At 56.0% G+C, this 20,196-nt stretch carries 21 protein-coding genes; 8 read left to right on the top strand and 13 right to left on the bottom strand.

The annotated features are described in order from the left end of the window. Positions 1 to 226 precede the first annotated feature (226 nt). Positions 227 to 1,144 (bottom strand): metallophosphoesterase, encoded by a 918-nt coding sequence (locus WNY61_RS08165; RefSeq protein WP_342850975.1) that lies wholly within the window; start codon positions 1,142 to 1,144, stop codon positions 227 to 229. A gap of 278 nt (positions 1,145 to 1,422) precedes the next feature. Beyond that, positions 1,423 to 2,007, bottom strand: coding sequence for an HPF/RaiA family ribosome-associated protein (locus WNY61_RS08160; RefSeq protein WP_342850974.1), 585 nt, complete (start codon positions 2,005 to 2,007; stop codon positions 1,423 to 1,425). Between the two features lie 278 nt (positions 2,008 to 2,285). Here WNY61_RS08160 and WNY61_RS08155 point away from each other — a divergent pair, with 278 nt between their 5' ends. Both WNY61_RS08155 and WNY61_RS08150 read left to right on the top strand, forming a co-directional pair. Beyond that, entirely contained in the window at positions 2,286 to 2,597 is a 312-nt protein-coding gene (locus WNY61_RS08155) for a metallophosphoesterase family protein (RefSeq protein WP_342850973.1), read from the top strand. A 434-nt stretch (positions 2,598 to 3,031) separates the two neighbouring features. Beyond that, a complete protein-coding gene (locus tag WNY61_RS08150) occupies positions 3,032 to 4,000 on the top strand; it encodes a hypothetical protein (RefSeq protein ID WP_342850972.1) in 969 nt (322 codons plus the stop codon). Between the two features lie 291 nt (positions 4,001 to 4,291). Here WNY61_RS08150 and WNY61_RS08145 read toward each other — a convergent pair whose 3' ends face one another. From WNY61_RS08145 to WNY61_RS08110, 8 genes are all read right to left on the bottom strand, one after another. Next, positions 4,292 to 4,699: a hypothetical protein gene (locus WNY61_RS08145; RefSeq protein ID WP_342850971.1), complete on the bottom strand. Its 408-nt coding sequence runs from the start codon at positions 4,697 to 4,699 to the stop codon at positions 4,292 to 4,294. Further along, positions 4,686 to 5,201 carry a hypothetical protein gene (locus tag WNY61_RS08140; RefSeq protein ID WP_342850970.1) on the bottom strand — a complete coding sequence of 172 codons (516 nt, stop codon included), beginning with the start codon at positions 5,199 to 5,201 and terminating at the stop codon, positions 4,686 to 4,688. Before WNY61_RS08140 ends, WNY61_RS08145 begins: the two co-directional genes overlap by 14 nt. 233 nt (positions 5,202 to 5,434) lie before the next feature. Further along, complete coding sequence (locus WNY61_RS08135) at positions 5,435 to 5,584, bottom strand: hypothetical protein (protein WP_342850969.1); 150 nt, start codon at positions 5,582 to 5,584, stop codon at positions 5,435 to 5,437. Between the two features lie 117 nt (positions 5,585 to 5,701). Next, positions 5,702 to 6,706 carry a TRAP transporter substrate-binding protein gene (locus WNY61_RS08130; RefSeq protein WP_342850968.1) on the bottom strand — a complete coding sequence of 335 codons (1,005 nt, stop codon included), beginning with the start codon at positions 6,704 to 6,706 and terminating at the stop codon, positions 5,702 to 5,704. Positions 6,707 to 6,728: 22 nt separating this feature from the next. Next, a complete protein-coding gene (locus tag WNY61_RS08125; RefSeq protein ID WP_342850967.1) occupies positions 6,729 to 8,021 on the bottom strand; it encodes a TRAP transporter large permease in 1,293 nt (430 codons plus the stop codon). A 2-nt stretch (positions 8,022 to 8,023) separates the two neighbouring features. After that, entirely contained in the window at positions 8,024 to 8,521 is a 498-nt protein-coding gene (locus tag WNY61_RS08120; RefSeq protein WP_342850966.1) for a TRAP transporter small permease, read from the bottom strand. After that, positions 8,514 to 9,947, bottom strand: coding sequence for a mannitol dehydrogenase family protein (locus WNY61_RS08115; protein WP_342850965.1), 1,434 nt, complete (start codon positions 9,945 to 9,947; stop codon positions 8,514 to 8,516). The genes WNY61_RS08120 and WNY61_RS08115 overlap by 8 nt, the downstream gene beginning before the upstream one ends. Then, positions 9,947 to 10,975 (bottom strand): L-idonate 5-dehydrogenase, encoded by a 1,029-nt coding sequence (locus tag WNY61_RS08110; protein WP_342850964.1) that lies wholly within the window; start codon positions 10,973 to 10,975, stop codon positions 9,947 to 9,949. Before WNY61_RS08110 ends, WNY61_RS08115 begins: the two co-directional genes overlap by 1 nt. 134 nt (positions 10,976 to 11,109) lie before the next feature. Here WNY61_RS08110 and WNY61_RS08105 point away from each other — a divergent pair, with 134 nt between their 5' ends. Then, positions 11,110 to 11,955: a MurR/RpiR family transcriptional regulator gene (locus tag WNY61_RS08105; protein WP_342850963.1), complete on the top strand. Its 846-nt coding sequence runs from the start codon at positions 11,110 to 11,112 to the stop codon at positions 11,953 to 11,955. A 9-nt stretch (positions 11,956 to 11,964) separates the two neighbouring features. After that, positions 11,965 to 13,884 (top strand): 5-dehydro-2-deoxygluconokinase, encoded by a 1,920-nt coding sequence (gene iolC, locus WNY61_RS08100; protein WP_342850962.1) that lies wholly within the window; start codon positions 11,965 to 11,967, stop codon positions 13,882 to 13,884. A gap of 397 nt (positions 13,885 to 14,281) precedes the next feature. On the opposite strand, the gene WNY61_RS08095 is transcribed toward iolC, so the two are convergent. The 3 genes from WNY61_RS08095 to WNY61_RS08085 form a co-directional block, all read right to left on the bottom strand. Next, positions 14,282 to 15,259, bottom strand: coding sequence for a bile acid:sodium symporter family protein (locus tag WNY61_RS08095; RefSeq protein WP_342850961.1), 978 nt, complete (start codon positions 15,257 to 15,259; stop codon positions 14,282 to 14,284). Between the two features lie 34 nt (positions 15,260 to 15,293). Beyond that, positions 15,294 to 15,596 (bottom strand): hypothetical protein, encoded by a 303-nt coding sequence (locus WNY61_RS08090; protein WP_342850960.1) that lies wholly within the window; start codon positions 15,594 to 15,596, stop codon positions 15,294 to 15,296. A 228-nt stretch (positions 15,597 to 15,824) separates the two neighbouring features. Next, complete coding sequence (locus WNY61_RS08085) at positions 15,825 to 16,532, bottom strand: fumarylacetoacetate hydrolase family protein (RefSeq protein ID WP_342850959.1); 708 nt, start codon at positions 16,530 to 16,532, stop codon at positions 15,825 to 15,827. A gap of 140 nt (positions 16,533 to 16,672) precedes the next feature. On the opposite strand from WNY61_RS08085, the gene WNY61_RS08080 reads away from it, so the two are divergent. The 4 genes from WNY61_RS08080 to WNY61_RS08065 all read left to right on the top strand — a co-directional run bounded on the left by WNY61_RS08080 (position 16,673) and on the right by WNY61_RS08065 (position 20,107). After that, positions 16,673 to 17,689 (top strand): ABC transporter substrate-binding protein, encoded by a 1,017-nt coding sequence (locus tag WNY61_RS08080; protein ID WP_342850958.1) that lies wholly within the window; start codon positions 16,673 to 16,675, stop codon positions 17,687 to 17,689. Beyond that, positions 17,686 to 18,492 (top strand): ABC transporter ATP-binding protein, encoded by an 807-nt coding sequence (locus WNY61_RS08075; protein WP_342850957.1) that lies wholly within the window; start codon positions 17,686 to 17,688, stop codon positions 18,490 to 18,492. The genes WNY61_RS08080 and WNY61_RS08075 overlap by 4 nt, the downstream gene beginning before the upstream one ends. 254 nt (positions 18,493 to 18,746) lie before the next feature. Beyond that, entirely contained in the window at positions 18,747 to 19,367 is a 621-nt protein-coding gene (locus tag WNY61_RS08070; protein WP_342850956.1) for an ABC transporter permease, read from the top strand. Positions 19,368 to 19,402: 35 nt separating this feature from the next. Further along, a complete protein-coding gene (locus WNY61_RS08065; protein ID WP_342850955.1) occupies positions 19,403 to 20,107 on the top strand; it encodes a GntR family transcriptional regulator in 705 nt (234 codons plus the stop codon). Positions 20,108 to 20,196 lie beyond the last annotated feature (89 nt).

The raw sequence follows: 20,196 nt of genomic DNA, 5'->3' as shown, positions 1-20,196 counted from the left end.
CCGAAATCATCGAGAAGGAAACCGGCAAGCGATCGGATAAGACCGCTCGGTTGCATGAGACGTGCTTAAGCCTAAGTTCCGTTTGGGCGATCGCAGTCAAAGCTACCAGTTCTTCGCACTCGATAAATCCGCGCTGGACTGAGCCCCGGCCCCGCTCGACCCGCGCTATGCCGTGCCCTGAGGGGGCGGCGTGGAGACGCGTTTCATAGGCCAGCGGCCTCTTTCATCACACGACCAGGCTGCGGCAGACCTCGTTTGCCTCGATGACAATCAGATTTTCTGCTGATAGAGCCTCACCGGCGCGCCAGCGGTAGGCGCAGGGACTTGCCGGATAATCCAAGCAAGCCGCATTGGGCGTTTCAACGCATGGCGGGCCGCTCATCTTGTAGTGCCCCACAAAAACCGGAGGCGCATCGGCGTGGTAGAGCAAGGCCGCGGTATCAGGCGGGAGCGCGCCAAAGGGCAGTTCGTCGGGCTTAGGAACGGAGAGGCACGCGTCTTGCCACGTGGTTGCGTCCGGGCGCCACCAGGCCAGGCGCACTGTACGGCGTTCATGGTTGTTTGTGTCGTGGAACATGTAGCCATCGGGCAGCGCAACTTCTGGACCCGACAGCAGCCGTTCGACAGCCTTGCCAAAGGGTGACGTGGCAGCAGCCACTTCGGAGAGGTCATCAAGCTGCAACCGCCCACCAGGACGTCGGGCCCTGATGATCTTGATCGCAGCCTCGTCCCAGCAGGCGTGAACCAGTCGCAAGCCGTCCCGCTCGTACCAGAGCGGGAGCGTCAGGAACCAATCCGTCCATTCTTTGGCGTCCTTACTCCCGACACCGAAGGCCTCTATGAAGCTTTGATGTTGCTTGGTTTTGGCCGCTGTATGCGACCGCAGCCAAGCCCCTTTGGCATCCTTGCGGTGGTAGAGAATTGCGTTCAGCTCGTGGTTGCCCATGACGGCGACAGCACGGCCGCTGTCGACCAAGCCCCGCACCCGCGAGAGCACAGCCTCCTCATCCACCTGCTTCGTCACTCTCCCGGCATCGATAAAGTCGCCCAGAAAAGCGACCGGGGTCTCACCTGCGACCTTCAGGGACCGATCAAGGCGGTCAATATCGGCGTGAGTATCGGGGATGATGATATATTCGTTCATAAGCCCCTCTCTAACGGGGCAGAGCTTGCCCCGTCCACCCACGCCGTAGGGCTTGGCCCCACGGCGTGGCTCAAAGCATCAGGGTCCCATCACTCTCGTGGAGCGTAGGCGTGTTCAGATCCTGCTGCTGCAGTTTCTCGATCCCGGTCGATATCTCCTCTCCCCCCCCCCCGCTCCCGAGGGTCCTGGCCCGCTGCCGGATCACAGCCCGGGTATGGGGGGGGGGGTGACGGGCCAGAAACACGCCAAGATGCCCCGACTTTGTGAACCAAGTGAGGTCAGACGTCCGCGCGGCGTTCCGATTCAAGGCTCACGTCGCTGATGGGCCGGACCATTGAAGCTTGAGGGCCCATCGCCCCTTCGCCCTCGGCCACGGTCAACTCCACAGGGGATCCAACCTCGAGCCCTTCAAATCCTTCGTTCAGCACAGCATTGGGCGCAAAATAAATCTCTTGCCCATCACTCATCCGGACAAAGCCATAGGTATCAAACATCCTCACAACCACACCATGGGGCGGCCCGGAGATGGTTTTGATATCGCCCCGCACCTTCTGCGAATGTGTTTCAAGCCGTCTTTCCATTGCGTCAAAAGCGTCCCGGATTGCGATATTGGGGTCAAAATGATCTTTCCGGTCGCCGGGATCATTGCTGATAACAAGTACATGTTCTGGCACGCGCACCTCGATCCGAAGGTGGAACTCCTTGCCCTGATATTGGCTGCGATGCGGCCGCTCTACAACGATATGGCAGCTGTTGATCCGGTTAAAATAGCGATGCAGTTTGCTCACGCGCTCTCGAATGCGCTCTTCAAGCGGCTCTGACTTTTCGAGATTGTGCCACGCAATTTCTAAGGGGGTGTCCATTTCGGTCCTTCCTTCTTTGTGTTGTGCAAGGCGGCGGTGTATCTGCTCACCAGCAGCGCCTCTGTTAAGGAAGAGAAACTTTTGCTCTTCCCAGGAGAGAAACGACCCGCAAAAGTTCTGTGTTCCGCCTTGCCCGCAGGCCAGCAAGCACCCGCCAATGCAGGTGGAGGCGCACCAGGAGCGCGCAAAAATTGAAAGAAATGGGGTGGTATCCCACCCTCTTGGTGACAATTATCTGGTGAACTTCAGACAGACAAAGAGACCTTAGCGGATTTACGATGACCCACAGCGGCGACCCCGAGCACCCCCTTTGCCCGCCCCCTCTTGGCGAGCGTATCGGCGTCATATCCGACACCCACAGCCTGCTCCGCCCTGAGGCGGTGGAGGACCATAGAGGCGTCAGCCATATACTCCACGCAGGCGATATCGGTGATCCCACACATCTCGATGCGCTGGCGCGCATTGCTCCAGTTACGGCTATCCGCGGCAACATTGACCGCGGCGCCTGGGCTGAGGCCCTACCCGAAACGGTAAGTCTCATGATTAAGGGGCTGCACATCCACATGATCCATGACCGCAACGATTTATAGGCCGTTCCCGCAGCTGAGGGATGGGACGTCGTGATTTCCGGCCACTCCCACAAGCCTGGTATAGAACATACTGGCCTCCCTCTTTGGCTGAACCCGGAGGCAGCGGACCCACGCCGCTTTCGCCTTCCGATCTCGCTGGCTTTTCTTTGGAAGGAGGCCGGTCGTCCCCGCGCCATGATCCACCCGCCACTTGCATGAGCGTGTTGCGTGAACATGGCCTCTTTGACCGCCCTTCCGGTCAGGCTTGATGGGTGTGATGCTGATCTAACCCCGAACATCGCGGAACTGGTGTTATGTTCTGCACGTTTTGGGTCAAATATGGCACATGGCGAAGATCGACTGGAAGGCCACATTTACCAAAGAGCGCTTCGCCCACATTCCGTAATTCATTCTGAACCAACGGCTTTTTACATTATATATTGGAGATGAAATTTATGAGCAGAAATCAATTTGAAGGCCTTGTGAAAGGCGAGAGTATTTTTGACCTCTACCCAAATTGCGTCCGATTTCGGATAACATCAAGCACGCCTTTTCCGGAAATACCTGAGGCAGTGGTATCAACCGAGATTTGGAAGGGGGAATTTCCAGTGTCATTTCGGATAACATCGAGCACAGTGAAAAACTCTGAGGCGTCACTGGGCAGTTTGAAAATGCATGGCATCGCTTCGACGTACCCATCATTTCCATCATCATTAAATAGCGAAATTGTGCTGGATATATCCATACCTGTTGCAGGGGAGCTCTCGCGTTTCGATTCACTGTTTGGGAATGATCTATGGCTTCACTCTCACACCGCTTCGCAAGAAGTGATCCTATGGGAGTTGAACCGAATAGTTGACTTAGCAAGGCACAATACTGAGCCTCAGTACATGCTACGCAACATCTCTGTGTTCGATATGGGGCAACAGAAAATCAGCGAAGTGAACGATGGTGTTGAGATTTTTAAATCCATTCTGTTTCCACAGGTTACGGGTGGTTCAATCGATGTGAGCCTCGAGCACGTTAAGAACCGCGCCGTGCTTCCTTTCTACTTTCGAAACTATCTTGATGCGAGACGTCACTTTTCGGAGTTCCGGTTTCGTGAATTGCAGATCGCAGCTTCTAACTCAATTGAAGCGGGTTCGTGGTTCCTTTGGGATTTAGCTAAACCCAAACTAACGTTACCGGCCGGACCTTCAGATCACATGCAGCGATTCAAAGTCGTTTCAAAAGCGATAAGAAATGAGATGAAGGAAGAAAACGGGGTGCCCACGAAGGCGATCAATCGCGTTTGGAAAAGACGGCAAAAGGCAATGCATGGGGAGGAAGTGATTATGAGCCATGCTGACGCTGCGAGTGTGCTAACCCACCTTGGGAAAGTTATGGACTATGTGGATAGGACAGGAAATTTGCTTCGCTCCTAAACCATCGACATCGGACATTTGAGTGCGCACAGCAGACCTTGGCGCAGTCCGCAGCGAATGGCAGCTTCTGCCCCTCGTGTCGACGAAGAGCCCAAAGTCATCAACGGCCCTTAGCTGCCCTTCCTGTCAAACGCGTCTAATGACCGCTTTCAGGCCTTGATTGCAGGCTGGAAATTCGTCGCATTCTATACCTAAGAGAGGTGGCGTTCAGCGCTTTCGCCGCCACAAACCAAACTTTCGGTAACACCCCAAAAAATTGGAGAAGGCCGTACACACACACTCAGAAATATTTCAAACTCTCTTCGCAAAGTCACCGACTTCTGCGTCGCTAAAAGGCCTTAAGGTCTTCTCAGGCTCTTCAATGACCTCTTCAGATGGCATGGCGAGCGCACTTCCAATAGCCCATAAAGCGCTATGGGAGTTCCTTGAGAATTTTCGCACAACCTTTCTGCCGGAATCTTTGACTTCCGAAGACTCGAGCGTGCAAATGCGGTCTTGAGCGTGGGTGACGGTCCCTCGGCCTAATATTTGTTCATAGGCGCCGAGGGACTCTCCAGTATCTGGGTCAAGAATATCTTCGCCAACCCGATAGAGGATATAGTCGTCTCCAATGTCCACGCCGTCTTCTGAGCCAACGTTCAATACAACCATATAAGTATTGACGACCTTAGCTACCTTCGGCTGCTTATTCTGTGACATCTGTCGGCATCCCAATTTTAACTCGTATGTTTGACAATTGATCAGTTTCACCAGCGTCCAGTCGTCTCCATATCTCAGCACCGCCATCGGCCCTTGCAAGCGTGACAAGCTGAATAAGACCGTTATTTTGTATCATCAAGTACTTCGCTACTCCGAGCAACTGTTCGTAGCCGTCCTCTTGTTCAAGAACTATCGCGTAGCTCAAATTTTGGTTTAGCCATTCAGATGGTTTAACTACGAACCCACCATTCGGAAAATGATCAGGTAGGATGTACCTAACCACTTTCGGCTCGGGAATTTTTGTCTCTATTGGTATGAGGCGATGACAAAGTCCCTGGCCAAGCACAAGTAGAACTGAGAAAAAAGTGAACAGTAGGAAGTAATCTCTCGCAAGAGAGAACTCTTTAGGCAGCAATAAGCCGAGCACCCAAGCCGCTGAGCCTGCAAGCGCTAATGCGAAACCCCAACCCGTAATTCTTGCCTGCAGCAAATCTTTATTCACTCTATCGTATTCTCAAATCTATTTTCTGCTACACGATTAGGGTCGGCAGTATGCCGTTCGCTAACCGTAGGCTACTTGCCAGATGCATATTGCGCAATGATATTTCTCCGGTGGCCGGATTGCTTGCGCAGCAGTGAAACGATGGAAAGCCACCTGTTGATAGCTGACTTTGCTCTCATACGCAGCGAAAGGCCGCTTCCCGCCCTTGGTGCCGCAGGGCACGAACGGCTGTTTTATTGACAGAGGCTCAAGCCCAGTTGCTGTTTCAGCCCGCCGAAAGATGTCGCGTCGCCCATAGCCTTGCGGTTGTTGAGCAACTCAACCGCATCATTGCGCACACGGTAGCGTAGCGTGAAGGCACCGTCGGTTCCGGCTTGCCGCATTACATTGGCGACGACCTCCGTTCACAACCAAAGCGCAAACGTCACCACCAAAAATGGGGCTCAAGCTATTCGCTCGAGCCCCATAATTATAGACTGTCGTCCTGAGAATAGCTTCGTTTAGTTTTTTTTGATTGCGTCGGTCATGATCTGAGTTGCTTCGCTCACCCATTCTTCGCCGCCGATATCCGCTGCAAAGCTGGGCCAAAGCGCTTTGGCAGCCTCTTGCCATTTCTGTTCGTCGGCCGGCGCCCCAGTGAGGGTCATGCCAAGTTCTACGAGTTTTTCTTTCGCAGCAGCCGTCTCGGTGGCAGAGACCTCACGCTCATAAGATGCTGCCTCTTCGCCCGCCTTGTCGAGAGCAGCTTGCAGGTCTTCCGGCAGGCCCTGGTAAAAGCGATCTGAGACGATGATCGGTCCTGACCAGATCAGGTAGTGAACCTCAGTGATATATTTCTGTACCTCGTAGAATTTCGAAGAGATCGCCGTTGTATAGGGATTTTCTTGTCCGTCGATCACACCCTGCTGCAATGCAGGGAAAACTTCCGCCCAAGCCATTGGGATTGGGTCCAAGCCCCAAGACTTGAACGTCTCAATGGCAATGTTATTTTTTGAAACGCGGATTTTCAGACCCTTTAGGTCGTCGAGAGTTTTCACCTCACGTTCGCCATTGGTCAGGACACGAAACCCTTTCTCGAAAAAGCCCAGCACACGCACACCAGCCTCTTTCGGCAGACGCTCGTTAAGCGGACCTTTTAGCGCATCCATCGCGGCATGGGCTTCCTCGTTCGACGTGAATGCATAAGGCAGCATCATCACGCCAACGGAGGGGGCCAGCGGGACGAGGTTACCCGTATAAAGAATTTCAGACTCGATCGATCCCATCCGCAGCGCCTGCGCTACTTCCTGTTCCGAGCCAAGTTGGTTCGAGGGGAAAATTTGCACATCAATTCGACCGTTGGAGTATTTCTCGACAAGCTCTTCAAATTTCAACGCACCCTTGTGGGTTGGGTTGTTCTCGTTGTCACCATGGCTCAGGCGCATGGTATACTCGGCTGCTGCCGCTGGTAGTGCGACCAACATGGCAAGCGCCGCCGTGGATAGTCTCTTGGTTAGGTAGTTCATGGTTTTCTCCTCCAGTAAAAAATCAATTGATGAAGCCCATCAGTCTGGGCAGCCAAAGCGTCAGTTCTGGGATGAAGGCGACGAGCACCATCACCAGTATTTCTGCGCAAAGGAATGGGATTGATGCTTTCGACACGCGCTCAACCGTAGTGTTCCCAATCTCTGCCGCGACAAAGAGGTTCACCCCCAATGGCGGCGTGGAATAACCGATTTCACAAGCGATGACGAAAATAATGCCAAACTGAATCGGATCGATTCCGACATTTGCCACCACGGGCAAAAGCAGCGGAGTGAGGATAATGATCTGCGTAAGAGTCTCCATCCACATCCCGATAAAGACCAGCATCAGCAACACCAGCAGGATCAGCAGAATCGGGTTCGAAACGGCATCAATCAGGTAGCCAGATACCATCTGCGGCACTTGGAACATCGACAACATCCGCCCGATGATCCGCCCTGTGACCAGCACCAGCATCACCGTCCCGGTAATCCGCACCGCATAGACGACGGCATCGATGAACAACCCGAGCTTGATTTCACGGTAGACGAATACACCGACCAGCAACGCATAAAGCACAGCCACGACCGATGCTTCGGTCACCGTAAAGACACCGGTATAAATTCCGCCCAGAATGATAATGGGAGCGGCCAAAGCCCATTTCGCTTCCCATGCAGCCTGCCGGATATGGGACAGGCTACGCTCATTCACACCACCAGAGCTATAGCCGCGCTTGACCGAGATGAAGCGGCTGGTCATCCAAAGCGCCACGGCCAACATCAGTCCGGGCACGACGCCCGCCACAAACAACGCGCTGATCGATGTTTCCGAGGTGATGCCATAGATAATCATCGGGATCGAAGGTGGGATGACCACGCCGATCCCTCCCGCCGAGGAGGTGATCGCTGCGCCAAACCCCTTGTCGTAGCCATCCTTAATCATCGCGGGGATCATGATTGACCCGATGGCGGCGGTCGTCGCCGGACCAGACCCCGAGATTGCCGCAAAAAAGGTACAAGCGACGATTGTCACAGTCGCCAAACCGCCCGGCGCCGGGCCGACGATTGCCCGACTAAAGCCGATGAGCCTGCTCGTCAGGCCGCCCTTCTCCATCAAGGTGCCCGCCAGAATGAACATCGGCACGGCGATGATGGTGAACTCGTCTACCGCTGAGTAAGCGGTCTGTACGAGGTAAGACATGGGCATATTGGCCGAAGCCATAGTGACCACGGCGGCAAATCCGATGGAGACTGCGACAGGAACGCCCAGCAGCAGCAGCACAACAAAGGAGCCTGCCATCAAAAGTGTGGGATCCATCGTTATTCTCCGATCCGCGAGTCGACGGGCCCCTGCCCGGTTCGCCATCTGCGCAGCATGACTTGCACGATACGGACCGACATAAAGGCAAAGCCCAGCGGCACGATCATCTGAACCCAAACGAGATTGATGCCCGTCGTTTGCGAAATATAGGGGAACTCAAACATCGATACCGTGAAATGGTAGCCGTGCCAGATCACCACCGCATTGAATCCAAGCCAGATCACGTCTGCCAGCGTTAACATGACCAATCGGGCCTTGGGCGGCAGCATTTCAATATGCAGCGACACACGGATGTGCCGGTCACCTGCAGCGGCAATGACAAAACCAAAATAGACGGCCCAGACAAAGGCAAATCGGCTTACTTCTTCGAGCCAGCTAAACGACCGCCCCATGCCGAACCGAGCAATAACCTGAAAACCCAGCAACACGACCACAAGGGTCATCAACAGCGCCCCTAACCATTCTTCGGGCGTGCGGCCTCCAAGGTACCTACGCATTCATTCTCTCCTTTGAAAACGCGCCTATCCCTGCGCGGCAGGTGGCAGGGTTTGCGCTGGCAAAGGTCTTCACCCATTTAGCAACGTCCGCAGAAAACCCGCTATCCGCCTGCAACCGAGGAGACCAGATCGGCAGGGCAAGAACTGCCTGGGCAAGATCTGCGGCAGAACCCTCATGGCGGCCTCTCAATTCGGCGACCTTTCGGCCCAGCGGATCTTGCGTGACCACGCCGCCTGCATCGGGGGTCATATTGCCTGCTTGCAAGGCCCATCCTGCCAAGACCATAGCCTGCAGTTCAGCGCAGAGCCCGCGTTCGATCCGCTCTGCGGCTGGCGCCCCAATTCGCTGGGGCAACTTGAAACTTGCGTCACTGGCAATCTGGTTGAGCGAGTGATGAATGGTCGGGTTTTGCAAGCGCTTTAGACTTGTGCCTGCATAGTCCGAAAGGTTCTCGCCAGTCGGGCAATCTAACGTGTCAGATTGCGACGCAAAGAAGATTGCTGCCCAATCTTGCAAGACAGGATCCATTGCGGCGCCATGCGAACTCTCGTGTCCACAAAGACGCCCCAGTTCGGCATAGGAAGATTGGATACCGTTCAGCAGGCGGTGCTTCATATGCTCATAAGGCGCCAGCACATCGACGATCTGGACGCCAACATGTTCAAAGGCCGGGCGATCAGAGGCAAAATGATCTTCGATGACCCACTGCCGGAACGGTTCAGCGACCACGCCCAGCGAACTGCGATGACCACAAGCTGCCTCAAGCCGTGCGCGCCCCGCGACTGACATAGCCGGAACAATGCGATCCACCATCGACGTGGGGAATGCCACGTTCGCTTCAAGCCATTTGGAGAGGTTCGGGAAAGTGCGCGCTGCATAGTCCCGCAGGACAGACCCCAGCAAAAGCCCGTTGTCAGCGACGTTGTCACAGCTTGCCAAGGTAATCGGGCGCCCGCCGCTGCGACGACGTTGTTCCAGCATCCATGCAAGATAGCCAATCGCTGTAGCTGGCGTTTCTGGATTGGCCAAATCCGCACCAACTGCATTCAGATCAAGGTCCATGCTACCTGATAAGTGACAATATCCCTTTTCAGTGATCGTCAGCGTGGCGAATTCAATGTCGTTCCAATCGACGCCATGCGCGTCTTGCGCATCCCAAAGTTGAAGCAACGTACCGATAGGTCGACAGACGGCGCCATCGTCATCTTCTTTAAGAAGTACATAGTTCTCGCCTTCAGCCGCATGGGTGCCTGCGATATACGGTGGCGTCAGATTGATGCCAACCACGCCCCAGCTTGGGCCATTCGCCCCACGCGCAAGATCGTCATAGTACTCTTGCTGGTGCGCGCGGTGAAATGCACCCACCCCGATATGCGCGGCACGCGGACGCAGTTTGCTGCGATCATAGGGGAAGTTACTACTCATCAGAAATGTACCATGACCTTCAGCGCGTCGGCCTTTTCTAATGCGCGGTCAAAGGCGGCGTCCGGGTCATCGAGTGACATGTCTGCCGATATCATTGGGCGCAGATCGACCTCTTCTGCAACAATCTGCCGGACGGCTTCTGCAAATTCATCGATAAACCGATATGTGCCAACCAGCTTGATCTCTCGGGTTAGCAGTTTGGCGAAATCCACCGGCGCTTTCGCGGGCAAAAAGCCGACCTGAACCACTGTGCCGCGCGGTTTTGACGCCGAGATTGCCATGCTAAGAGCGGGGGCCGCGCCTGATGCCTCAAAAACAGCATCGCAGCGGGGCGTATCGGTCAGTCCAGCCGTCGCCGCTGGTTCAGTCGCATCAAACACTTCATCTATGCCAAGTGCTTTGGCGCGCTTAAGTGCTGCCGGTGCAATATCACTCATCAAAATGCGGGCGGCACCCGCTGCGCGTGCAGCGGTAGCACACATCTGCCCAATCACCCCTGCCCCTGTGACCAACACAGTGGCCCCGCGCAGATCACCCGCCATAGAGACAGCATGCAGGGCGACGGCATAAGGCTCAGCCATCGCCACATGGCGCATATCAGTGCCCTCTGGCAGCTTGATGCACTGGCGCGCTTCCACCACCAAGTCGCTGGCGAACCCACCGTCACAATGCGGAAAACGTGCTGCGCTGCCCATAAAGGACATGTCAGTGCACAAGTTGGACAGACCCCGCTGGCAATAATCGCATGTCTGGCAAGGCAGCGCGGGAGTTACCGCGACTTTATCGCCAGGGGCAAAATCCACCACGCCTTCGCCCACACCGGAAACGATGGCTGATAACTCATGCCCCAAAATCATCGGACCGCGCAGGATCGAATCGCCGACTTGGCCGTGCTCATAGTAGTGGAGGTCGGAACCGCAGATGCCGCCGTAAGCGAATGAAAGTAGAAGCTGACCCGGCATGGGCGCAGGCGTCGCACATGTTTCTATCGCGACATTACGCGCCCCGTGAATCACACACGCTTTCATAAATCCCCCTCCTCGTTCATCAAAGTTAGCCCTTGATGTGTGACGCCTTAGAACATAAAGTTCACACACAGGTCAATATAGAATACAAATTCCAAGACAGAAAGCGGAGGGCCGGGAAGTCAGTGGGAAACAAGATGACAACCGACGAGGACGCCCCTCAACTCGATTTCAAAGCGCTGCGTGAAGAGATCGCCACATCTTACGATCATCTCAGCAACCGCCTGAAACTTATCGCGGATTTCACGCTCCGCGATCCCTCCGGCTTTGCCCTGCGCACCGCTGCGGTATTGGGGGATGAGATCGGTGTCGCACCATCTGCCATCATTCGTTTTGCCAAGCACTTCGGGTTTTCAGGCTTTTCAGAGCTTCAGTCTGTCTTCCGCGATGAGCTTCAAGCCAGTTCCACGCCCTATCAGGACCGTATCAGAAACCTCGAAAAAAGTGGTGCCGCCCGCGATACGGCTGAGATGACCGACCGCTTTGTCGAAGCGGGCATCGCCTCCCTGCGGGAGTTGCAGCGCAGCACGCCGATCGACAAGATTGAGACAGCAGCCCGTTTATTGGCAGATGCGCGAATCGTGCATGTTCTGGCACAAAAACGGACATTCACCGCAGCCACCTACCTTGTATATAATCTGGCACGCCTCGAAGTCCCCGCCAACCTTCTGGATGGCAGCGGGGGGACCTTGGACCAACAGATGATGATGGTCAGCCCAGAAGATACGGTGGTGGCTATCTCATTCCATCCAAGCGCAGAAGATACTGTTCAGTCTTTCGAACGCGCCCGCGCCGTTGGTGCCCGCACGATTTCGATCACTGACCTACCCCGTGCCCCTTTCACCAACGCCGACATATGCTTCCAAATTTCCGAGGCAAGCGTCGACGGTTTCAGATCCCTAAACGCAACCATCTCACTCGCACTCATACTGGCGATCCGCGCCGGGACGCTCTGCGGCGAACAACGACCCCAAGTAGATTGAGGACCCACCATGGCCACCAAGCCTATGCCCATTTATGATATCATCACAATCGGTCGCTCTTGCGCCGATCTTTATGCTGACCAAATCGGCTGTCGCATGGAAGATGCACGTAGCTTTTCTAAATATGTTGGTGGATGCCCGACCAATATCGCAGTCGGGGGTGCCCGTCTTGGCCTTAAAACTGCGCTTCTAAGCCGGGTCGGTGACGACCAGATCGGTCGGTTCGTCCTCGAAACCCTCAAGGCCGAGGGCGTAGAGACCCGCGGTGTTGCCACCGATCCAGAACGGTTGACTGCAATGGCCTTTCTCGGGATCGAAGACGATCGGAATTTCCCCTTGCTCTTCGTGCGCACGGATTGTGCCGACGCTGCATTGTGCGAGGATGACGTTGACCCGGATTTCATCCGGTCCGCCAAAGCCATTGTCGTATCAGGCACACATTTTTCGAAACCTCATTTGGAAGCCGCAAGCTTCAAAGCGATGCGGATCGCCAAAGAGGCTGGCCGCAAGATCATATTTGACATCGACTATCGCCCCAATCTCTGGGGGCTGCTCGGTGCGGGCGCTGGCGACGTTCGCTTCATTGCGGATGAGAAAGTGACTGCCCGAGTCCAGAGCATCCTGCCCGACTGTGACGTTGTCGTAGGCACGGACGAAGAGGTGCATATCGCAGGGGGCTCGACCGACACGCGCACGGCACTCCTGAAAATCCGCAAACTTACGAAAGCGACGATCGTACTCAAGACCGGTCCCAAAGGATGTCTCGTTTTCCCTGATGCAATTCCACAGAACATCGAGAATGGAATTTCATCCGAAGGCTTCCCCGTCGAAGTGTTTAACGTGCTGGGGGCCGGAGATGGCTTTATGGCGGGCTTCCTCCGTGGATATGTCCGTGATTTACCGTTGGAAGACTGCTGCCGCATCGCAAACGCCTGCGGCGCGCTGGCCGTCTCTCGCCATGGCTGTGCGCCAGCCTATCCAAGCTGGGAAGAACTGGAGTTCTTCCTCGAGCGAGGCGTCGTAAACCCCCGCCTGCGCGAGGATGCTGATCTTGAGCACGTCCATTGGGCCACCACCAGACGCGGACACTGGGACAACATATGTGCGTTTGCCATTGATCACCGCATGCAACTTGAGACGATGGCCAAAGATGTCGGTGCTGACCCAGAGCGTATTGCAAAATTCAAGGATCTCGCGCTCGATACAATGTTGAGTGCGCGGCGCCCGGATATGAACCTCGGTACTCTGCTTGATAGCAAATATGGGCGCCAAGCCCTATTCCGGGCCGAAAAGGAAGGCCTTTGGATTGGTCGCCCAGTCGAACTGCCGGGTTCGCGTCCACTGCAATTCGAAGGTGCAGCGTCCCTCGGGGCCGAGGTAGCTTCGTGGCCGAACGATCATGTCATCAAGTGTCTTGTCTTTTACAATCCCGACGATCCGGAAGCCTTGCGGCGTCAGCAGCTGGAACAATTGCACCGCCTCGCCTCCGCGGCTCGTCTCAGCCGCCATGAGTTTCTAATCGAGGTGATCGGAACAGCAGAGGGCAAGATGGGCGAAATGGCCACCTCAGAGGCCATGCAGCAGATCTATAACGAGGGCATCCGCCCGGACTGGTGGAAGCTAACCGACCAAACCGATGCGGGCTGGGCGGCGATCGGCGCGGTGATTGAAATCAATGATCGGTGGTGCCGAGGCATCCTATTGCTCGGACTGGATGCACCATTCGACGAGCTTGAAAGCAGTATCGCGCGCGCGGCAGGCAGCCGCCATGTGCGCGGTTTTGCGGTCGGACGCACGATTTTTGGCGATGCCGCGCGGGGCTGGCTTGCAAACGATATTGATGATCCGACCGCTCAGAAGATGATGAAAGAGCGTTTCGAGCGTCTTATCAGTTGCTGGGTAGAGGCACGTCGACAGGAAGCGGCCTAAACGGTTGAGCGGCAGGTAAAGGGAGTAGGCAGTGCTTCAGTTACAGTTCGCTTGGACCTAAGTGGCAGCTTTCGAACTTTGACAACTAATGCTTTGCAGAAGAGGCGAACGGCCGCTAACCGCCCTCCTTGTAGCCCGCCGCTTCCGGTCATAACCTGACCTTAATCCCGCTGTCGCATTGCTGCGATGCGGCCCGTTCATGCAGCCATCTACGCTTGGTGAGCTTTTGGGTTACTCAGGTGTTTCTGAGCAGGCAGGGTGAGCCTCCGCAAAGATTTAACGAATGGCTGCTTACAGCTCGGCGAAAACGATTCCTTTCGTTCTGAAAATTTGCACAAGCAGAGGACGTTTGCGAAGGCCTTCCCGAGGTATCCGGTGGGTTAACAGCAACAACGCATCAAGCCACCGTCACGACTGATTTCCGGGCCGCTTTCTGCGATACGGAGGCACAGACAAGTAGCTGCGCCATATGGTACATCATAAGCGGCAAAACGATCGCAGCCAGGTCGGCAGGCGGAAAGAGCGCGGTCGCGATCGGCAGACCAGAGGCGAGGCTCTTTGTGGACCCGCAATAGAAAAGGACCGCCCTGTCCTCGATCGCGAGGCCGCAGGCACGCCCGGTCCACACCATGAGCGACATGGTGATCGCGAGGAATGCCAGAACAGCGACCGCCAGCATCGCCAATGTCGTGAGCGGTAGTGAGGCCCATAGGCCCGAGACCGTGCCGGCGCTGAACGCGGAGAAGACAATCAGCAAAATCGCACCACGATCCACGATCAGTGTCAGGGTTTTGTGTTTGCGGACCGCTTCGCCGACCCAGGGCCTGGCGAGTTGTCCCAGTACGAAGGGGAACAGGATTTGCGTTCCGATCTTCATCACCGGGTCCAATCGGATTCCGCCCTCGCCGGTATGCAGGAAGAAAGCCACCAGCAGCGGCGTCAGCAAGACACCCACAAGGTTTGACACCGAAGCCGCACAGATCGCGCCCGGTACGTTGCCACCCGCCATCGCCGTAAAGGCGATGGAGCTTTGTACCGTTGACGGAAGAACGGTCAGGAACAGGAAACCCAGTGTGACGGTGGCGCCAAGAAACGGCCCGCAGACGATGCTGAGCAACAGACCGACCAGTGGAAACATCACATAGGTCGCGGCGAGGGTCAGTCCCTGCAGCCGCCAATTGGTCAGACCCGCCTTTACTGCGCCAGAGTCGAGCTTGGCACCGTAGAGGAAGAACAAGAGGGCCACGGCCCAAAATGTGATCTGTCCAAGCGCCAATGCCGCGAGACCCTCCGCCGGGGCCAGAAGACCGAGTGTCATCGTGCAGAGGAGGAGGATCATGTAGCCGTCAATACCAACGCGATTGAGAAAGGTCATGTTGGGAAGGTCCTTTAAAGTTAACAGTCAAGTTTTAAAAGCCAGCGGTTTGGCTGTCCTTGCGCAATTCCAAACCGGCGGCGTATCCATCGTTCGGCAGGCGCCGCAGCTGCAGGTCGCTCCAGAGATTGCAAAAGGCATCAGCGCCAAGCCCTTTAGTGGACTCAGCAATGGTCAACGCCGCTGCGGCGGAAATCGCGGCGTTGACGGCGGTGCCCCTCAGCTGCAGGATGCTCGCTCCGGCAAGCGGGGCCAACGGTTGCGCGGTGGCGACAATGTTTTCGATCCGCACTGGCAGGCGCCGCGAAGCGTCGACCGGATTATGCGTGAAATGCATGTTGAGCCCTTTTGGAGCGATGTGGTTTGGAACGGCGCGGACGGTAAGCGGTTGTGACGACTGCCCCCGCCGGGCATGAGTTCTCTTACCCGGCACTGCACGCAGCAAGGCGATCTAATATCCCTCAGGCCGCAGAGTACCTAACCGCACGCGCCTTTGGTTGATGCGCGCGGCGTAGGTATCCTGCAGCACCCCAAACCGATACCAACAGGGGAGACTCACGAAGGATCAGACCAGTTCGCCGACCTGCACGGTCAAGTCTCCAAGCCCTTCAATGGCGCCCACCATGGTATTGCCAGGCACGACAGGTCCGACACCGTCGGGCGTTCCGGCCATGATGATGTCGCCGGGTTGCAGCGCGTAGTATTTGGACAAGGTCGCGATGATTTCAGGCGTCTTCCAGATCATTAACTCCAGATCGGAGTCCTGTCGTATCTCACCGTCGACCGTCAGCGTGATGCGGCCCGTGTCGCGATGGCCAACTTGGGACACAGGGTAGATCTCACTGCAGGGGGCCGAATGGTCGAAAGACTTTTTCAACTCCCAAGGCGCGTTCGGTCCCGACTCGGTCTCCAGCAGACGGCGCCTCGTCATGTCGATGCAGACGCCATACCCAAAGATGTGGGACAGCGCCTCGTCTTCGGGGATGTTGTAGCCACCGGATTTCAACGCGACCATCAGTTCGATTTCAAAGTGGAAATCATCGGTGCGCGGCGGATAGGGTACGATGCCACCGTTCTGAACGATGGAATCCGACGGTTTTTGAAAGATGATGGGGAAATCCCGCGAGGCTTCGCCACCCATTTCCAGTACATGCGCCACGTAGTTCTTGCCGATACAGTAGATACGGCGCACGGGAAAGCGGGCTGCGCTACCGACAACGGGAAGGGACACCTGTTCAGGAGCGGGAACGACGTAAGACTTTGAAATTTCCATGAGATTCCTCAATTGGTTGACTGGATTATGATCATCGATAGCGCATTAAAACTGATCTTACCAGAAAAAATGCATTATTCTTGACTGACGGAGCAAATAATGCACTCTGCTCATTATCAAACAACAGAGAGGGACAAAACATGAGACGAACAGGATTAAAGCTGGCGACCGGCGTGGCCGCGATTTCCATGGCCGCGATGAGCTTTGCAGCACAGGCGCAAGACCTGACAGAAGTTACACTCGCCATTCCCAGCCCAAGCGGTCTGGGCTACTTCGCCCTCTACAACGCCATGGGCGAAGGCTACATGGAAGAAGAAGGCATCGAAGTTGAAGTTCAAAGCGTGAACGGCTCCGCGCAAGTGCTGCAGGTTCTCGCCGCAGGTCAGGCCGAGTTCGGACACCCCGGCCCCGGACCGCTTCTGAACGCGCGCGAGAATGGGGAAGATATCGTATATATCTACAACTACTTCTCGACGAGCCAGTTCAGCTTGGTTGCAGAAACCGGCTCTGGTTACACCCGTCCAGAAGACCTTCAAGGCAAGGTCGTGGGTGTTGGCACGGCAGACGGTGCCGAAGTGGCATTCGTTCGCTCGATCTTCGATGCTGCTGATATGCAGGAAGGTGAGGACTACAGTTTCATCACCATCGGCGAAGGCGGCATGGCGGTTGCGGGCTTTGCGCAAGACGCCATCGATGCCTATGCGTCTGACACGATCGGCATGGCGACGCTGCGCCTGCGCGGTGTCGATCTGGTCAACCTGACACCGGCGGAGTTCCAGACTTACTTTGGCAACGGCTATGCCGTGACCCGTGCGTATCTGGACGAAAACCGCGAGCTGATTGAAGGCTTTGGGCGGGCGCTGGTGCGCGGCGCGCGGTTCGGGGCGAATCCTGAAAACCTCGAAGCAACGCTGGACCACGCCAAGATCGGCAACCCCCAGCTTCTGGAAGACCGCGACTTCGCACGTGCGCTGCTGCAGACCTATATCATCCGGACGGCACCGGCCCATCCTGAGCACGGCTATGGCTACCAGCATCCGGACTCATGGCAGAACTGGCACGACGCGCTTGTAACATCGGGCGATCTTGAAGCGCCGATGGAAAATCTGGCAGAGGCCTACACCAATGAATTCATTGACGTGTGGAACGCGGAATGATCGCGCAGAAAATACAACAGCCGGCCGGGGGTGAACCCCGGCCAGTTTACCAACTGAGCAATGTCTCGAGATACTTCAACAACAAAGAAATCACCGCCCTTGACGGCGTTGGCTTCGAAATTGCTCAAGGAGAATTTCATTCCGTGATCGGGTCGAGCGGCTGTGGCAAGACCACCCTGCTCAAGATCATGGCGGGCCTAATGCCGCCTTCGGAAGGTCGTATTATGCTGAACGGTAGACCGGTGCTTGGTCCGCGCGACGATATCGGAATGATGTTCCAGCACGCCACGCTGTTTCCGTGGCGCACAACGATTGAGAATATCCTGCTGCCGATTGAAATTCGCAGCGGTCGCAAGGCGGCGATGGCAGCACGTTCGTACGCCGAGGAACTCTTGCGGGTGGTGGGCTTGGGCGGTTTCGAAGACACCTACCCCACCTCTTTGTCCGGCGGCATGGCCCAGCGGGCCGCAATCTGTCGCATGCTCATTTCGGAACCAGATATGTTGCTGCTGGACGAGCCGTTCAGCGCACTTGATGAAATCACCCGCGATTTCATGAATATGGAGCTGCAAAAGGTTTGCATGGAGCGCAATGCGTCGGCCTTTCTCGTTACGCATTCGATTTCCGAAGCAGTGATTCTGTCGGATGTTGTGCATGTCATGTCTGCAAGGCCGGGCCGGGTCATCACATCGATCAAGATCGATCTGCCCCGCCCCCGTACGCTCGAGATGATAACCCTGCCCGAATTTGGCGCCTATGCCACCACGATCCGCAACCTCCTTGATAAGGGCGCATTCCTATGAGCACATCAGAAGTGGAACTGTCACAAGCAGTCGAAACCGGTCTATATCCTGGGGATACCGTCTGGCAGGAAAAGGCATCATGGTCGGCCCGGGTGCCGCGCTGGCTCTCAATGGCGGTTATAATGGCAGTCTTTCTTGGGCTGTGGCATCTGGTGACCTCATTGGGGATTGTTTCCCGTCTCATTCTGCCAACAGTGCCCGATACCTTTGCCGACATTTTCTTTGTGGGCAAAAGCCTATTGTCGGGAAATTACATGCTCGCGGCCTTTTGGGTGACCACGCAAGAGGTGCTCGTCGGCTTCGTGATCGCGGTTTCAATCGGCGTTAGCCTGGGCGTGCTTGTGGGCGAAACCACCATCGGCGAACGGGCCGTAATGCCCTATATCGTCGCCATCGACACGATGCCAAAGCTTGCGTTCGCGCCTCTTTTCGTATCCTGGCTGGGCTTCGGCATCGGCTCCAAGGTCGCTTTGGCGGCCTTTATTTCTGTGTTTCCAATCGTGGTTGGCACTGCAGCGGGTCTGCATGCCGCCGATGCAAACAGCCGGATGCTGTTCCAAAGTATCGGTGCCTCGCGGATGCAGACTCTGATAAAGCTCAAGATCCCAACGGGCCTTCCCCAGTTCTTCACCGGTCTGAAAATTGCCTCGATCAGTGTCGTCGGCGGCGCAGTTGCGGGCGAGCTTCTGGGCGGCGGTCAGGGTTTCGGAGAGCTGATCCGGGCAGCGGCCGCACAATTGAGCACCGCGCGCGTCTTCTCGTTGATAATCTATCTCAGCCTTCTGGGTGTGTTGATGTTCGGATTTGTTTCATGGATGCAGCACAAGTTTGTTTTCTGGCACCGCAGCAGTACCACTCGGCCGCCTGAAAAGTGATACTCATGCCTGAACAGACTCCGAAAGGTCAATAAATGTCAGACACGGATCGCAAAACAACCCGCGCGACGCAAGTTTATGACCGTCTGCGCCGTGAAATCCTGACAGGGCATTTCCGGCCATTGGAGAAACTGCGCATTGATGCCATCGCCGATGAATATGGTGCTGGCAACAATGCGGTCCGCGAAGCGCTCTCCCGCCTCGCGGCAGAGCGCCTTGTGGATCGCCAGGAACGGCGCGGCTTCACCGCGCCTGCGATGGACCTTGAAGCCTGGCAGACCCTGGCGCGGACGCGGTCTTTGGTGGAATCGCTTGCCTTGCGTGAATCGATGCTCAACCGCACCGATGACTGGGAAGAACGCATTGTTCTCGCCTATCACCATTTGGCAAAGGCCGGCCGCGCCGAGGGCTTTCAGCAGGATCTGCCCAAATGGAATGTCGAACATCGCAATTTCCACCGAGCCTTGATCGCGAACTGCGGATCGCATTGGCTTCTGGATTTCTGCGCCCAGCTAACAGATCAGGCCCAGCGGTATATCTATGTCTCCAACCTTTACCGCGTGTCTCCGCGGGATGGTCTGGCAGAGCATCGCGAACTGATGGAAGTCGTTCTGGATGGCGAGATAGCGCGCGCAGAGGCTGCCCTCGTCGCCCATTACGAGAAGACACTCGTTGCACTGGAAGAACTTTTCCAGATTGAGGAATTCTTGACAACTTTGGTTGCGGACGCGCCGAGTTGACAGTCACGTCCGACTTGTTGATTTCCCAAGGTGCTCCCGGTCCGGCCAGCATTTCAAGCAGCGCCCTGTCTTGGACCCCGGTAGACGCG

The sequence above is a fragment of the Sulfitobacter sp. AS92 genome, from assembly GCF_038900015.1.
In the GTDB taxonomy this organism is placed as follows: Bacteria; Pseudomonadota; Alphaproteobacteria; order Rhodobacterales; family Rhodobacteraceae; genus Sulfitobacter.
Note: the sequence above shows the minus strand (reverse complement) of the source record. Positions and strands in the feature narration are given on the sequence as shown.

Coding starts and splice junctions, on each gene's coding strand:
- WNY61_RS08165 (WP_342850975.1), bottom strand. CDS start 1,144: ATGAACGAATATATCATCATCCCCGATACTCACGCCGATATTGACCGC.
- WNY61_RS08160 (WP_342850974.1), bottom strand. CDS start 2,007: ATGGACACCCCCTTAGAAATTGCGTGGCACAATCTCGAAAAGTCAGAG.
- WNY61_RS08155 (WP_342850973.1), top strand. CDS start 2,286: ATGACCCACAGCGGCGACCCCGAGCACCCCCTTTGCCCGCCCCCTCTT.
- WNY61_RS08150 (WP_342850972.1), top strand. CDS start 3,032: ATGAGCAGAAATCAATTTGAAGGCCTTGTGAAAGGCGAGAGTATTTTT.
- WNY61_RS08145 (WP_342850971.1), bottom strand. CDS start 4,699: ATGTCACAGAATAAGCAGCCGAAGGTAGCTAAGGTCGTCAATACTTAT.
- WNY61_RS08135 (WP_342850969.1), bottom strand. CDS start 5,584: ATGCGGCAAGCCGGAACCGACGGTGCCTTCACGCTACGCTACCGTGTG.
- WNY61_RS08130 (WP_342850968.1), bottom strand. CDS start 6,706: ATGAACTACCTAACCAAGAGACTATCCACGGCGGCGCTTGCCATGTTG.
- WNY61_RS08125 (WP_342850967.1), bottom strand. CDS start 8,021: ATGGATCCCACACTTTTGATGGCAGGCTCCTTTGTTGTGCTGCTGCTG.
- WNY61_RS08120 (WP_342850966.1), bottom strand. CDS start 8,521: ATGCGTAGGTACCTTGGAGGCCGCACGCCCGAAGAATGGTTAGGGGCG.
- WNY61_RS08115 (WP_342850965.1), bottom strand. CDS start 9,947: ATGAGTAGTAACTTCCCCTATGATCGCAGCAAACTGCGTCCGCGTGCC.
- WNY61_RS08110 (WP_342850964.1), bottom strand. CDS start 10,975: ATGAAAGCGTGTGTGATTCACGGGGCGCGTAATGTCGCGATAGAAACA.
- WNY61_RS08105 (WP_342850963.1), top strand. CDS start 11,110: ATGACAACCGACGAGGACGCCCCTCAACTCGATTTCAAAGCGCTGCGT.
- iolC (WP_342850962.1), top strand. CDS start 11,965: ATGGCCACCAAGCCTATGCCCATTTATGATATCATCACAATCGGTCGC.
- WNY61_RS08095 (WP_342850961.1), bottom strand. CDS start 15,259: ATGACCTTTCTCAATCGCGTTGGTATTGACGGCTACATGATCCTCCTC.
- WNY61_RS08090 (WP_342850960.1), bottom strand. CDS start 15,596: ATGCATTTCACGCATAATCCGGTCGACGCTTCGCGGCGCCTGCCAGTG.
- WNY61_RS08085 (WP_342850959.1), bottom strand. CDS start 16,532: ATGGAAATTTCAAAGTCTTACGTCGTTCCCGCTCCTGAACAGGTGTCC.
- WNY61_RS08080 (WP_342850958.1), top strand. CDS start 16,673: ATGAGACGAACAGGATTAAAGCTGGCGACCGGCGTGGCCGCGATTTCC.
- WNY61_RS08075 (WP_342850957.1), top strand. CDS start 17,686: ATGATCGCGCAGAAAATACAACAGCCGGCCGGGGGTGAACCCCGGCCA.
- WNY61_RS08070 (WP_342850956.1), top strand. CDS start 18,747: ATGCTCGCGGCCTTTTGGGTGACCACGCAAGAGGTGCTCGTCGGCTTC.
- WNY61_RS08065 (WP_342850955.1), top strand. CDS start 19,403: ATGTCAGACACGGATCGCAAAACAACCCGCGCGACGCAAGTTTATGAC.